This window comes from Nocardia sp. NPDC041819 (genome assembly GCF_055590505.1).
This window is the reverse complement of the sequence record NZ_JBVJAP010000003.1, coordinates 228,419-241,555: the sequence shown is the minus strand read 5'-3', so window position 1 is coordinate 241,555 and position 13,137 is coordinate 228,419. Positions and strand designations below refer to the sequence as shown.

Sequence of the window (13,137 nt, the reverse complement as noted above, 5' to 3'; positions counted from 1 at the left end):
TGAGCCGGGTTCGACCGGTCTGCCGTCGCGTGAGCCGGGTTCCACCGGTTTGCCGTCGCGTGAGTCGGCCTTGGGTGGTCTGCCGCAGCGTGAGCCCGGCTCGACCGGCCTGCCGCCGCGGCATCCGGCGCCCAACCTCCCGCAGCGCGACGCCGCGCCCGGTGGGCTGCCGCAGCGCGAAACCACCGGCGGTCTTCCGCAGCGGGATTCCGGCGCCCATCGCCTTCCGCAACGCGATTCCGTCAACGGCTTGCCGCAGCGCGAGCCGGGCTCCGGCGCGCTGCCCGCTGTCAACGGTCTGCCGCAACGGGATTCGGCTTCGAACGGTGTGCCGCAGCGTGACGCGGCGGGTGGTCTGCCGCAGCGTGAGGCGGGTGCGGTGAACGGTCTGCCGCAGCGTCCGCCCGCACCGTCGAGTCCGCCGCAGCGCGAGAGCGGGCTGACCGGTCTGCCGCAACGGCAGCCGGGCGCTCAAGCGCCGCAGCGCCAGCCGGTGCCGCCGGGTATCGCGCTGCCGCAACGTGGCCAGCACGCCGCGAGCGAAGAGCAGCCCGCCACCGCGCCGGGGCGCGATCCAGGCAAGCACAGCTTCCGGTCCAACCCGGCCAAGACGGCCTCGTTCTTCCAGACCAGGTTGCAGCCCGCGGACGAGTCGGGGGCGTTGATGGGCGGAACGCCGATCTTCGCCGAGATGATGTCGGCGTGGCTGTCGGATCCCAACGCGGATCGGTCCCAGGTGGCCGCCTCCTTCGAATCGCCGGGTGACGAAGGTTGGCAAGCGGCTCGGCGCGCCAGTGAGGCGCAGCCCGAGACGAAAACGGCTGCCGGCTTGCCGCAACGCAATCCGGGCGGAAGGCTTGTCCCCGGCGGCGTAAGCGGTGCGGCGGATCGGGCGCCGCGCCGTGACCCAGAAACGATCAGGTCCAGCTTGAGTCGTCACCAGCAGGGCGTCCGGGATGGCCGCGCAATGAGAGCAATGAACCTAACCGGAGATAAAGGAGACCGATGAACCCCGATCTAGGTGGTACGAATCGTCAGCTGGATTGGCTGGTTTCGAACTTTGCCAACGAGGTTCCTGGCGTAGCCCATGCCGTCCTGGTCTCGGCGGACGGCCTACTCATGGCCGCGAGTGCCCAGCTGCCCGTCGACCGCGCCGAACAGCTCTCGGCCGTCACGGCCGGTCTGGCCAGCCTGTCAGTCGGCGTCTCGAATCTGTTCGAGGGCGGCACCGTGCTCCAGTCCGTCGTGGAGATGGAGCACGGATACCTGCTACTCATGGCTGTCGGCGACGGTTCCTATCTCGCGGTGCTGACCAACACTTCGTGTGACATCGGTCAGGTCGGTTACGAGATGGCTCTGTTGGTCGAGCGTGTTGGCCAGACTGTTCAGGCCACGCCACGCGTCACGATGGGTTCCTGATGGTGGGATGGACATAGAAGATCACCGCGTGGGGAGCGCCGAGCCGAGCCTCGTACGCCCGTACTCGCTGACCGCAGGCCGTACCAGGCCCGCGGTCGAGTTGGCGTTGGAGGCTCTCGTCGCATCGCATCCGGTCGCCCTCGAGCGGCAGTTCGAACTGACCAACATCGAGACGTCAATCGTGGAGTTGTGCAGAGAATCGCCGTCCGTTGCCGAGGTAGCAGCCCGATTGGGCATCCCCATCGGGGTGGCCCGTGTGCTCGTGGCCGATTTGATCGAGGCCGGGCACGTACGCGTATCGGCGACTTTGAAAGACGATTCCAGCGACGATGAGCGTCGCGAGCTGATCGAAAGGGTTCTCAGTGGACTCCGGCGTATTTGATTCGACGGCGCAGGTCGACACCCGTACCAGCAAGCCGACATCGGCGAAGATCGTGGTCGCCGGTGGCTTCGGCGTCGGGAAGACCACGTTGGTCGGTGCTGTGTCGGAGATCGTTCCGCTGCGCACCGAGGCGTTGGTGACCAATGCCAGCGCCGGGATCGACAACCTGACCGGCATTCCGATGAAGTCGACCACCACGGTGGCGATGGACTTCGGCCGGATCAGTCTCGCCGACGATCTGGTGTTGTACCTGTTCGGCACGCCTGGCCAGTATCGGTTCTGGTTCATGTGGGACGACCTGATCCGTGGCGCCATCGGCGCCGTTGTGCTGGTCGACACGCGCAGGTTGGAGGACAGCTTCGCGGCCGTCGACTACTTCGAAGCGCGTGGCCTGCCCTTCCTGGTGGCGCTCAACGAATTCGACGACGCGCCGCGGTACCCGATCGAGGACATCCGGCAGGCGCTCGCCGTGCCCGCCGATGTGCCGATCCTGTCCATCGACGCGCGTCGTCGTGAGCCGGCCAAGCAGGCGCTGGTCGCGCTCACCGAGTACGCGCTGCGCAAGGTGATGCAGGGCTACTGAGTGCTCGCGCGGCTCGCCGGAGCACCGGGTAGGGCCGGATAGGCTCGCCCGGTGCGTACTTCGGCGCGAGAGTTACTCGAGCAGCTGCTCGACACGGACTCGTTCGTCAGCTGGGACCGGCCGCCGGTGACGGTGGCCGCTTCCCCGCAGTACCGCGATGCCTTGCGAAAGGCGGCGGTCGCGGCGGGTACCGACGAATCGGTGCTCACCGGCGAAGGGCTGCTGCGCGGTCGCCGCGTGGCCGTGATCGCCTGCGAGTTCGGGTTCCTGGCCGGCTCGATCGGCGTGGCCGCGGCGGAGCGGATCGTCTCGGCGGTCGAGCGCGCCACCGAACTGGGACTGCCGCTGGTCGCGTCGCCGACCTCCGGTGGGACCAGGATGCAGGAGGGCACCGTCGCCTTCGTGCAGATGGTGAAGATCGCCGGTGCGGTGGCGGCCCACAAGTCGGCGGGTCATCCCTACGTGGTCTACCTCCGCAACCCCACGATGGGTGGCGTTTTCGCTTCCTGGGGCTCGTTGGGCCACATCACGTTCGCCGAGCCCGGAGCGCTCATCGGGTTTCTCGGCCCTCGGGTCTATCAAGCGTTGTACGGCAGGCCTTTTCCGGAAGGCGTGCAGACCGCGGAGAACTTGTATCGCCGCGGCGTCATCGACGGCGTCCTGACGATCCCGGTCTTCCGCCGCATCGCCCATCGCGCACTGAGCGTGTTCAGCGGCATCGAGCTGCCCGATTCCGCCGCGGCACAGTTCAATTCCGAGCGTATCGCGCCGCAACCACAGGGCTCGGTCGCGCCGGACCATGCTCAGGGTTCTGAAAGCGTTGAAGCAGAACGACTTCGGCTGGACGAAGGGCGAAGCCGCGCTGTGAACGATCGGGTGTGGCAGTCGGTCCTGATCTCCCGCCGCCCAGAGCGCCCAGGCATACGGGAGCTTTTACGTCATGTGACGCAACGAGTTCCGCTCAGTGGCACCGGTCAGGGCGAGGCCGATCGCACCGCCCTGCTCGCCCTCGGTCGTTTCCGGGGCAGGCCGTGCGTGGTGTTCGGGCACGACCGGCGCGGCCAGCAGGGCGAGAACACCATGGGCCCGGCGGCGCTGCGTGAGGCGCGGCGCAGTATGGCGCTTGCTCGGGAGTTGCGGCTGCCGCTGGTGCTGGTCATCGACACGGTGGGCGCGGCGCTGTCGAAGGAGGCGGAGGAGCGCGGACTGGCACCCGAGATCGCCCGCTGCATCGCCGATCTGGTGACGCTGGACACCCCGACCGTCTCGGTGCTGCTCGGCCAGGGCACCGGCGGCGGCGCGCTGGCGCTGCTGCCCGCCGACCGGGTGCTCGCCGCCACGCACGCGTGGCTCGCCCCGCTGCCGCCGGAAGGAGCGAGCGCCATCGTCTTCCGCGACACCGACCATGCTGCGGAATTGGCCGCGACACAACGGATCGGTGCCGCCGACCTGCTGGACGACGGCGTGGTGGACCGGATCGTGCCGGAGTTTCCCGACGCGGCGGACGAACCGGTGGACTTCGCCCGGCGGATGGTCGCGGCGATCGCGCACGAACTGGCGACCTTGCGCGCACGGCCGGAACCAGAGTTGCTCGCGGCGCGCCAAGCACGGTACCGGCGGCTCGGTCTGCCCGGTATGACGGGCTGACCGCAGGTTTACCAGCAAATTGCAGGCCAACACACCAGAGCGCGTGATTGACGGTTCGCCGCCACACTTCTACCGTCGGAATGTGACCTTCAAAAGCGAGACCAGCACCGTTCCCTCGATCGTGCTGAACGACGGGAACGTGATCCCGCAGCTCGGCTTCGGCGTATTCCAGGTACCCGCCGAGGACGTCTTCTCGGTCGTCACCACCGCGCTCGAGGTTGGCTACCGCAGCATCGACACCGCCGCGATCTACGGAAACGAGGAGGGCACCGGCCGGGCGATCCGGGAATACGGCCTGCCCCGCGACGAGATCTACGTCACCACCAAGCTGTGGAACTCCGACCAGGGCTACGACTCGACGCTGCGCGCGTTCGACGCCAGCATGCAGCGGCTCGGCCTCGACTACCTCGACCTCTACCTCATCCACTGGCCGGTGGCCGTGGCCGACCGTTTCGTGGACACCTTCCGCGCCTTCCAGGCGCTGAAGTCACAGGGCCGGGTGCGGTCGATCGGCGTTTCGAACTTCACGGTCGCGCACATCCAGCGGCTCATCGCCGAGACCGGGGAGATCCCGGTGGTGAACCAGATCGAGCTGCACCCCAGCCTGGCGCAGCGCGAACTGCGTGAGTTCCACGCCGCCAACGCGATCGCGACCGAGGCGTGGAGTCCGCTCGGACAGGGCACACTGCTCGACGACGCCACCATCGCCCAGGTGGCCGCCGAGGTCGGTCGCACGCCTGCGCAGGTGATCATCCGCTGGCATCTGCAACTGGGCAACGTCGTCATCCCGAAGTCGGTGACGCCGTCGCGGATCGCGGAGAACTTCGACGTGTTCGGCTTCGAGCTGACCGCGGAGCAGATGGACGCGATCAACGGCCTGGACAGCGGTTCGCGCATCGGCGGGGACCCGGATACGCTCACGCTCGGATTGATCGACTGACGACTCGGGCCGCGCGCACCGTCAGCGCAGTCCGAGATGCCGGGTGAGTTCCAGCGCCGCCGTGCGCCCCGCGCGATTGGCGCCCACGGTGCTGGCCGACGGCCCGTAGCCGATCAGATGGATGCGCGGATCGGCGGCTACCCGGGTGGCCAGCCGTCCCGACATGGTGATGCCGCCGCCGGGCCCGCGCAGTCGCAGCGGCGCGAGGTGGTCGAGGGCGCTGCGGAAGCCGGTGGCCCACAGGATCACCTCCGCCTGCTGAAAGGTTCCGTCGGCCCACCGCACGCCGCCGGGCTCGATGCGCTCGAACATCGGCAGTCGGGTGAGCGCGCCGCGAGCTCGTGCCGCTCGTAACCGGTCGTCGAGCGGCAGCCCGGTGACCGAGACCACCGATCCCGGCGGCAGCCCGCGCCGGACCCGGTCCTCGACCAGCGCGACCGCGGCTCGACCCGCCTCTTCGGTGAACGGCCCCTCGCGGAAGCGCGGCGGTGTTCTCGTGACCCAGGTCGTCGTGGTGACCTGGGAGATCTCGTCGAGCAGTTGAACGGCCGATATGCCGCCGCCGACCACCACGACGTGCTTGCCCGCGAATTCCACGGCACTGTGGTAGTCGTGGGTGTGCAGCTGGCGACCGGTGAACGTCTGCGCGCCGGGATAGTGCGGAACGAACGGATTCTCCCAGGTGCCGGTGCAGTTGATCAGGCCGCGAACCCGGATGAGGCCGGCCGCGTCGGTCTCCGCGCCGAGCACCGCGCCGCGTTCGGCCGGGCCGCCTTCCTCGGTGCGATCACAGACCACGGTGACCGATACCCGGCGGTGAACGCGCAGGTCGAACCGCTTCTCGTACAGCTCGTAGTAGTGCGGGACAGCGGATGCCGCGGGCGCGGACGACGAACCCGGCGGCAAGGTCTCGGCGAACGACATGCCGGGCAGGTCGTGCACCCGGTTGACCGTGTCCAAGGTGAGGGAGGGCCAGCGGAACTGCCACGCGCCGCCGGGCCCGGGGGAGCGATCGACGAGCAGGAAGTGCCGTTCGGGCCGCAGCCCGAGGCGCTGGAGGTGGTAACCGGCCGACAGTCCCGCCTGACCAGCGCCGATCACCAATATGTCGAAGTCGGTCGGCACAGCCGGTGATCGTATCGCCCGGCGCGGAATGGTTCGTCCCCTGTGGCAGAGTGAAGAGATCAGACGGACCGTTCAGTCGGGGAGGTCGCATGCTCGGGGTCAGCCGGGACGGTGACGTGGTCACCATCGAACTTCAGCGGGAAGAGCGCCGCAACGCGCTCAACTACGAACTCGTGACGCTGCTGCGCGAGGCCGTGCTCGCCGCTGTCGCCGACCAGGCGCGAGTCATCGTGTTGACCGGGCGCGGCCCGGTCTTCAGTGCGGGCGCCGATCTGTCCGGGGTGTATTCCGGCGATTTCCTGTCCGAGTGGCTGGAAACGCTGCACACCATCGAATCCGTGCCGATCCCGGTGATTTCGGCGATCAACGGCGCCGCGATCGGGGCGGGCGTGCAACTGGCGCTCGCTTCGGACCTGCGGGTGGTCTCGCCGGAGGCGTACATCGCCATTCCCGCGGCGAAACTGGGCATCAGCGTGGATCGGTGGACCGTGCGCAGGCTGGTCGCCTTGATCGGCGGCGGTCCGGCGCGCACGGTGCTGCTGGGCGCCGAACAGATATCGGCCGCCGACGCCTACGCCTTCGGGTTCGCCAACCGGATCGGTGCGGCGTCCGACGCGCAGGCCTGGGGCAAGCAGATCGCGGCATTGGCTCCGTTGTCCCTGCGGCACATGAAGCTGGTGCTCAATGACGACGGAACGCGTGATCCGGAAACCGCGCAGCAGCGCGCCGCGCTGGAGGCCGCGTGGGCGAGCGAGGATGCCAAGGAGGGTCGTTTGGCCAGGCAGGAAAAGCGCGCCGCGAAATTCGTGGGGCGATGATGGACATCAGACGCATCGCGGGCGCCGCGGCGGGCACGCTCGGCATCACCTGGGTGGTCCGGGCGGTATGGGACATCCCTTCGGCGATGGGCGCTTCGATCTCGGCGATCCAGCCGTACGCGGTGGGCGCGGCGACCTATCGCGACCGCCAGTTCCACAACACCGAACCCAGTAGCCAGGTGGTCGCGGGTTCGGCTCCCTCGCTGCTGGTCTCGGCGTTGACCCAGCGCAACGCGGGCAGGCCGCGGGGCCCCATCCCGCTGCGGACGCCGCAACAGCCGCCCGCGGCGTCCGCGCTCGCCGTCACCTGGTACGGCCACGCCACGACGTTGGTCGAGGTCGACGGGTACCGCATTCTCACCGATCCGGTGTGGAGCGAGCGAGTTTCGCCGTCGGCGCTGGTCGGGCCCGCGCGGATGCATCCGGTGCCGCAGCCGCTTGCCGACCTGCCCCCGATCGACGCGGTGCTCATCTCGCACGATCATTACGACCACCTGGACAAGTGGACCGTGCGGGAGCTGGTGGCACGCCAGAGCGCGCCGTTCCTGGTGCCGATCGGTATCGGCGCCCACTTGCGGCACTGGGGTGTGCCGGAGGATCGCATCGTCGAATTGGACTGGGGCGGTTCGGTGTCGCTCACCGAACTCGGCCGGGACCGCGACGGCGTGGATCTCGTGCTCACCTGCACGGAGGCGCGGCATTTCTCCGGGCGCGGCCTCCTGCGCAACACCACGTTGTGGGCCTCGTGGTCGATCGTCGGGCCGACGCGGCGCGCCTACTTCGGAGGCGACACCGGCTACACCAAGGCGTTCGCCGAGGCGGGCGCGGCGCTCGGTCCGTTCGACCTGACGCTGCTGCCGATCGGCGCCTACGACGAGCGCTGGCCGGATGTGCACATGAATCCCGAGGAGGCGGTCCGGGCACACGCCGACCTGTGCGGCGGGAATGCCGGTTACGGATTGCTGGTGCCCATTCACTGGGCCACCTTCAATCTCGCCTTCCACGGCTGGTCCGAGCCGGTCCGGCGCATGGTGGCAGCGGCGCGGGCGGCGGGCACCGAGGTCGCGGTGCCCGTGCCCGGGCAGCGTGTGGACCCGTCGAGTGCCCCACCTGCGGATTCTTGGTGGGAGAATGTGGAGTGAACGACTTCTGCTAGTTGGCGACAGGAAGGATCACGGCGATGAGTTTCGCGGATACGGTCAAGGGCCTGGTCGACAAGGGTAAGGACGCGGCGGCCAAGAACGCCGACAAGATCAATTCAGCGGTGGACAAGGCCGGTGACTTCATCGACCAGAAGACGCACGGCAAGTACACCGACAAGATCGCCAAGGGCAAGGAGGCCGCCAAGAAGGTGGTCCCGCCGGACCAGTCCGGACCGCACGCCTGAGCGAGCGGCGGAGACCACGACCGGGTCTCCGCCGCTACACTTCGGATATGGTGGCCCGCCGCGAGTTCGGTGGTATCGAGGTTGACCTGAGCAACCTCGACAAGGTGTTGTACCCGGCCACCGGAACCACCAAAGGCGAAGTCATCGCCTACTATTCGGCGATCGCGCCGGCCATGCTGCCGCATGTCGCCGGGCGGGCGGTCACCCGCAAGCGCTGGCCCAACGGCGTAGACGAACCGTCCTTCTTCGAGAAGAATCTCCCGTCGCACGCCCCCTCCTGGATGCAGCGGCGCACCCTGCGGCATTCCGATCGCAAGGTCGTCTATCCCCTGATCGATTCCGAGGCCGGGCTGGCCTGGCTCGCCCAGCAGGCCGCGCTGGAAGTGCATGTGCCGCAGTGGCGTTTCGACGGCGACGACATGGGCCCGGCCACCAGGCTGGTCTTCGATCTGGACCCGGGCGAGGGAGTCGGGCTCGCCGAATGCGCCGAGGTGGCGCTCGCGGTGCGCGAGATGGTCGAGGGCATCGGTCTGCGCACGTTCCCGGTGACCAGCGGCAGCAAGGGAATCCACCTCTACGTGCCGCTGGATCGCGAACTGAATTCGGACGGCGCCTCCACCGTGGCGAAACAGGTGGCCACCAATCTGCAACGGCTGCGCCCGGACCTGGTCACGGCGACGATGGCGAAGGCGGCTCGCGGCGGCAAGGTCTTCCTCGACTGGAGCCAGAACAACGCCGCCAAGACCACCATCGCGCCCTACTCGATGCGGGGGCGGCCGGAGCCGAACGTCGCCGCTCCACGCACCTGGAAAGAGATCGAGAACCGGAAGAAGCTGCGGCATCTGCGGTTCGACGAAGTACTCGCCAGATACCGATCGGATGGCGATCTGCTCGCCGAACTGGATGCGCCGCCCGCGGGAAACGGCTCGTCCGCGGCGGGAGCGGGCCCGGACGCGTTGACGAAGTACCGATCGATGCGGGATCCGTCCCGCACGCCCGAGCCCGTTCCCGCGCAGCCGCCCGCGCCGGGCGCGGACAACCGCTACGTCGTGCAGGAGCATCACGCGCGGCGCCTGCACTGGGATGTGCGGCTGGAGCGCGACGGTGTCCTGGTGTCCTGGGCGGTGCCGAAAGGCCCGCCGACCTCTCCCGAGCAGAACCGCCTCGCCGTGCACACCGAGGACCATCCGATGGAGTATCTCGACTTCCACGGAGCCATCCCGAAGGGCGAGTACGGCGCGGGCGAGATGACGATCTGGGACTCCGGCACCTACGAGACCGAGAAGTGGCGCGACGACGAGGTCATCGTGCGGTTCCACGGCAAGCGGCTCACCGGCCGGTACGCGCTGATCCAGACCAACGGCAACCAATGGCTGATGCATCTGATGCGGGAGGGGAACGGAGCCGAAGAACCGCAGGTGCGGCAGCCGCCGGGCCGGATCATTCGTCCCACCGACGGGCCCTCGCCACTTCCGCGCGGTCTGTCGCCGATGCTCGCGACGCCCGGAAACGTCGCCGATCTCGGCGCGGACGAGTGGTGCTTCGAGACGAAGTGGGACGGCTTCCGGCTGATCGCCGAGATCGACTCCGGCGCGATCACGTTGCACAGCCGGGCGGGCAACGTCGTGACCGACCGCTATCCGCGCATCGCGGCGCTGCGGCGAGAATTGTCCGGGCATCGGGTGGTGCTGGACGGTGAGGCCGTCGTCTTCGACGATCACGGAGTCGCGAACCTCGGCCTGCTGCAAGCCGACGCGGCGCGGGCGGTGTTCGTCGCGTTCGACGTGCTGTACCTGGACGGCACGTCGCTGCTGCGCAAAAGATATTCCGATCGCCGCAGGGTGCTGGAGGCGCTCGCCGCGAACGCGCCGTCGATGGTGGTGCCGCCACGACTGGACGGCTCGGGCGCCGAGGCCTTGCGCTACAGCCAGGAGCACGGGCTGGAGGGCGTGGTCGCGAAACGCAAGGATTCGGTGTACCTGCCGGGCAAGCGCGGGCATGCCTGGGTGAAGCAGCGCAACTGGCGCACTCAGCAGGTGCTGATCGGCGGGTGGCGGCGCAGCACGGCGCGAGAGTTCAAATCGCTGCTGGTCGGTATTCCACACGACGGCAGGCTGGTCTACGTCGGACGGGTCGGCACCGGGTTCGACGACTCGGCCATGCGGGAGCTGGCCGCGCGGCTGCGCAAGCTCGAGCGCAAGACCTCGCCGTTCGACAACGACCTCACCACCGAGGAACGCAAGGAGGCGGTGTGGGTGACGCCGAAACTCGGTGGCACCGTGCGATTCATGAACTGGACCGAGACGGGCCGGTTGTGGCATCCGGCTTGGCTGGGCGCTGGGTAGGGTTGTCTCGCGGTTGTTCCCAGCGCGAAACGAGGAGTGCACGGTGGACTTCAAGAACCTGGCGGGTAAGGCGATGGACCTGGCCCAGAAGAACGCGGACAAGCTGGACGCGGTCATCGACAAGGCGGGCGACCTCGTCGACGAGAAGACGGGCGACAAGTTCACGAGCCAGGTCGACGCCGCCCAGGACGCGGCCAAGAAAGCCCTGCGGGAGAAGTGAGCGTCGAACGGGACCCGGTCGTGGCCGGGTCCCGTTCCGGGTCAGTTGCCGCCCGCGAGCAGCGGGGTGATGGTGGCGATGTCGGTCACCAGCGCGTGGCCCTGGAATTCGAAATCCGCGTAGGCCCGAGCCATGGCCTCCTTGTCCCGGCCGCCGACCGCGTCGCTGATCACCACCGGGACGAATCCGAGATCGGTGGAATGCGTGACCGTGGGCGCGATGCCGATCTCCAGGGCGACGCCCGCGATCGCGTAGGCACCGATGCGCAGATCGCGCAGCATCGAGGCCAGCGGAGTCCCTTCGAAGGCCGACATCGACGTCTTGTCGAACACCACCTCGTCCGCGCGCGGCCGCAGCTCGGGAACCAGCTCGAAGGCCGGGGTGTCGCGCTGGAGGATGAAGCGCACCTCGTCCACCGAATCCACCTGCTGCCAGCTCATGGCCATGCGCAGCGCGAATGCTCCGCTCAGCCGCTCCGGCAGGAAGAAATGGCGCAGGAAGATCACCGGGTAGCCACCCGAGCGCGCCGCGTCGACCACCCGAACCACCCGCTCGATGATCTCCGGGCCGTCCGGCAACTGACTGAGCACGCCGACCTGCATGTCGTAGACGATCACCGCCATCCGGTCGGGCGCGCACACGTCGGCGAGTCCCTCGGGGATGTCCAGTCCGTTGCCATGCCGCATGCTCGGCTACTCCTCTTCGTTGCGCTCGCGCTGTCGGCGGGGTGCCGCCGAACAGCTATTCGATTGCGCCAGGGATGTTTTGGCCAACACTGTAGCCAGCCCCGCGGACAGCGGCGGCGGTGGGTGTGACCTGCGATCGCCCGTTGCCGGGTCCGTCCGCCCGGCAGTACCGTTGAGGTCTGGAGGCCAGGTGAACCGGCGCCGACCGCACCGGGACACTCACCGCCTCGCCGGGACTGGGGAGGCCCTGATGAAGGATGTGCACGCAGCGCCTGTCACCGCGCAGGCGAGCAACCGCCCGGTGCGCACCGCGATCCTGGGGATCGCGCTGTCCACGCTGATCGCTCTTGCCGCCGTCCCGGCGGCACACGCCGAGCTACCCCCGCCGGACCACGACCCGTTCTACGCGGCCCCCGCGGAGCTCGAGCGCTACCACAACGGCGCCGTGCTGGATTCCCGCCCGATCGCGTTGTTCGGGCTACCCCTGCCGGTTTCGGCATGGCAGGTGAAGTATCGCAGCACCGACGCGAGCGATGATCCCGTGGCCGACGTGGCGACCGTGATGGTCCCGATGCTGCCGTGGTTCGGCCCGGGCGCCCGGCCCCTGCTGTCGTATCAGGTGCCCGAGGACAGTCTCGGCACGCGGTGCGCGCCGTCGTTCGCGCTGCGCGGCGGCTGGGACAGCGGCGCGGTGAACACTCTCATCGACACGCCGTTCATGGCGGAGGCACTGCGGCGCGGGTGGGCGGTGGTGGCCGGCGACTACGAGGGTCCGCGATCCCGGTTCCTGGACGGGGTGAACTCCGGACGCGGCGTGCTGGACGGCATCCGGGCGGCCCGTGATCTTCCGCAGGCCGGGCTCGGGCCCGCGACGCCCATCGGCGCCTGGGGCTATTCGGGCGGCGCGTTCGCCACGCTGTGGGCGGCGCAGATGCAGCCGTGGTACGCGCCGGACGTCCGGTTCGCGGGCATCACCTCGGGTGGCGTTCCGGCGGACTGGCCCGCCATAGCGCGCGAGGCGGACGGCACCGTGCAGGCCGGGCTGGCGTTGCTGATCCTGTTCGCCATCGCGCGTAACGATCCCGGCAACGGCGTGCTGGCGTTGCTCAACGATCGGGGGCGCGCGGCGCTGGCCGAGAATGCCACCATGTGCGGGTCCGACCTGGTGCCGAAGTACGTCGGGGCGCGGGTCGACGACTTCGCCGTCGTCCCGGATCTGCTGTCGCATCCGGCTTTCCGCGCCGCGACCGGCGCCCAGGAACTCGGCGGCAGTGCGCCGGAGACGCCGATGTACCTGTACCACAGCCGCACCGACGACGTGATCCCCGTGGCGGGCTTCACCGACCTGGTCGGCCGGTACTGCGCGCAGGGAGCGGCGATCACCTCGGTGCACTCGATGCTGCCCACCCACAACCCGGCGGCGATCGGTGAGGCGCCGGGCGCGATGAATTTTCTGGGCGATCGGTTCGCGGGTCTGCCGGTGGCCGCCGGATGCCGGGAGCGGTGAAGGACGACCGGCTGATCGTGGACGTTGGTCGGCGCGCACCGTATCCGTCGACCAGCGTGGTTGCGGAAGGGCGGCGTT

General features: G+C 68.9%; 13 protein-coding genes and 1 pseudogene. 12 read left to right on the top strand and 2 right to left on the bottom strand.

All coding sequences use genetic code 11. The features are described from left to right. The 6 genes and pseudogenes from ACZ6DL_RS12760 to ACZ6DL_RS12735 all read left to right on the top strand — a co-directional run. Window positions 1–1,009: pseudogene (locus ACZ6DL_RS12760) on the top strand (sensor histidine kinase); the annotation flags it as partial. Beyond that, window positions 1,006–1,419: a roadblock/LC7 domain-containing protein gene (locus tag ACZ6DL_RS12755; RefSeq protein ID WP_011207200.1), complete on the top strand. Its 414-nt coding sequence runs from the start codon at window positions 1,006–1,008 to the stop codon at window positions 1,417–1,419. The pseudogene ACZ6DL_RS12760 and the gene ACZ6DL_RS12755, both read left to right, overlap by 4 nt. 7 nt (window positions 1,420–1,426) lie before the next feature. Beyond that, the gene (locus ACZ6DL_RS12750) at window positions 1,427–1,801 is read left to right on the top strand and encodes a DUF742 domain-containing protein (RefSeq protein ID WP_014981573.1); all 375 of its coding nucleotides are present in this window, start codon (window positions 1,427–1,429) and stop codon (window positions 1,799–1,801) included. Beyond that, window positions 1,782–2,384, top strand: coding sequence for a GTP-binding protein (locus tag ACZ6DL_RS12745; protein ID WP_174186021.1), 603 nt, complete (start codon window positions 1,782–1,784; stop codon window positions 2,382–2,384). Before ACZ6DL_RS12750 ends, ACZ6DL_RS12745 begins: the two co-directional genes overlap by 20 nt. Window positions 2,385–2,435: 51 nt before the next feature. Further along, window positions 2,436–4,031, top strand: coding sequence for a carboxyl transferase domain-containing protein (locus ACZ6DL_RS12740; protein ID WP_466050764.1), 1,596 nt, complete (start codon window positions 2,436–2,438; stop codon window positions 4,029–4,031). A gap of 82 nt (window positions 4,032–4,113) precedes the next feature. After that, complete coding sequence (locus ACZ6DL_RS12735; RefSeq protein ID WP_062968475.1) at window positions 4,114–4,971, top strand: aldo/keto reductase; 858 nt, start codon at window positions 4,114–4,116, stop codon at window positions 4,969–4,971. 21 nt (window positions 4,972–4,992) lie between these two features. Here the strand turns inward: ACZ6DL_RS12735 and ACZ6DL_RS12730 are convergent, their stop codons facing one another. Continuing rightward, entirely contained in the window at window positions 4,993–6,096 is a 1,104-nt protein-coding gene (locus tag ACZ6DL_RS12730; protein WP_466050762.1) for an NAD(P)-binding domain-containing protein, read from the bottom strand. A gap of 89 nt (window positions 6,097–6,185) precedes the next feature. On the opposite strand from ACZ6DL_RS12730, the gene ACZ6DL_RS12725 reads away from it, so the two are divergent. From ACZ6DL_RS12725 to ACZ6DL_RS12705, 5 genes are read left to right on the top strand one after another with little or no spacing between them, the layout of a single operon-like run. Then, entirely contained in the window at window positions 6,186–6,914 is a 729-nt protein-coding gene (locus tag ACZ6DL_RS12725) for an enoyl-CoA hydratase (RefSeq protein WP_466050760.1), read from the top strand. Continuing rightward, window positions 6,914–8,056, top strand: a complete 1,143-nt coding sequence (locus ACZ6DL_RS12720) for an MBL fold metallo-hydrolase (RefSeq protein WP_466051297.1) — start codon at window positions 6,914–6,916, stop codon at window positions 8,054–8,056. Before ACZ6DL_RS12725 ends, ACZ6DL_RS12720 begins: the two co-directional genes overlap by 1 nt. 38 nt (window positions 8,057–8,094) lie before the next feature. Next, window positions 8,095–8,301 (top strand): antitoxin, encoded by a 207-nt coding sequence (locus tag ACZ6DL_RS12715; RefSeq protein WP_062968466.1) that lies wholly within the window; start codon window positions 8,095–8,097, stop codon window positions 8,299–8,301. 47 nt (window positions 8,302–8,348) lie between these two features. Continuing rightward, window positions 8,349–10,646: an ATP-dependent DNA ligase gene (locus ACZ6DL_RS12710; RefSeq protein ID WP_466050758.1), complete on the top strand. Its 2,298-nt coding sequence runs from the start codon at window positions 8,349–8,351 to the stop codon at window positions 10,644–10,646. A 43-nt stretch (window positions 10,647–10,689) separates the two neighbouring features. Further along, on the top strand, window positions 10,690–10,866 hold the full coding sequence (locus tag ACZ6DL_RS12705; RefSeq protein ID WP_245549109.1) for an antitoxin: 177 nt from the start codon (window positions 10,690–10,692) through the stop codon (window positions 10,864–10,866). Between the two features lie 41 nt (window positions 10,867–10,907). On the opposite strand, the gene ACZ6DL_RS12700 is transcribed toward ACZ6DL_RS12705, so the two are convergent. Next, window positions 10,908–11,552 (bottom strand): cysteine hydrolase family protein, encoded by a 645-nt coding sequence (locus ACZ6DL_RS12700; RefSeq protein WP_466050756.1) that lies wholly within the window; start codon window positions 11,550–11,552, stop codon window positions 10,908–10,910. A gap of 250 nt (window positions 11,553–11,802) precedes the next feature. On the opposite strand from ACZ6DL_RS12700, the gene ACZ6DL_RS12695 reads away from it, so the two are divergent. Next, window positions 11,803–13,059 carry a lipase family protein gene (locus ACZ6DL_RS12695; RefSeq protein WP_466050754.1) on the top strand — a complete coding sequence of 419 codons (1,257 nt, stop codon included), beginning with the start codon at window positions 11,803–11,805 and terminating at the stop codon, window positions 13,057–13,059. The last annotated feature ends 78 nt before the right edge of the window (window positions 13,060–13,137 follow it).

Excerpts from the sequence above, each read along its gene's own strand:
- ACZ6DL_RS12695 (WP_466050754.1), top strand. The coding sequence starts at position 11,803 with ATGAAGGATGTGCACGCAGCGCCTGTCACCGCGCAGGCGAGCAACCGC.
- ACZ6DL_RS12725 (WP_466050760.1), top strand. The coding sequence starts at position 6,186 with ATGCTCGGGGTCAGCCGGGACGGTGACGTGGTCACCATCGAACTTCAG.
- ACZ6DL_RS12700 (WP_466050756.1), bottom strand. The coding sequence starts at position 11,552 with ATGCGGCATGGCAACGGACTGGACATCCCCGAGGGACTCGCCGACGTG.
- ACZ6DL_RS12715 (WP_062968466.1), top strand. The coding sequence starts at position 8,095 with ATGAGTTTCGCGGATACGGTCAAGGGCCTGGTCGACAAGGGTAAGGAC.
- ACZ6DL_RS12710 (WP_466050758.1), top strand. The coding sequence starts at position 8,349 with ATGGTGGCCCGCCGCGAGTTCGGTGGTATCGAGGTTGACCTGAGCAAC.
- ACZ6DL_RS12755 (WP_011207200.1), top strand. The coding sequence starts at position 1,006 with ATGAACCCCGATCTAGGTGGTACGAATCGTCAGCTGGATTGGCTGGTT.
- ACZ6DL_RS12720 (WP_466051297.1), top strand. The coding sequence starts at position 6,914 with ATGGACATCAGACGCATCGCGGGCGCCGCGGCGGGCACGCTCGGCATC.
- ACZ6DL_RS12750 (WP_014981573.1), top strand. The coding sequence starts at position 1,427 with ATGGACATAGAAGATCACCGCGTGGGGAGCGCCGAGCCGAGCCTCGTA.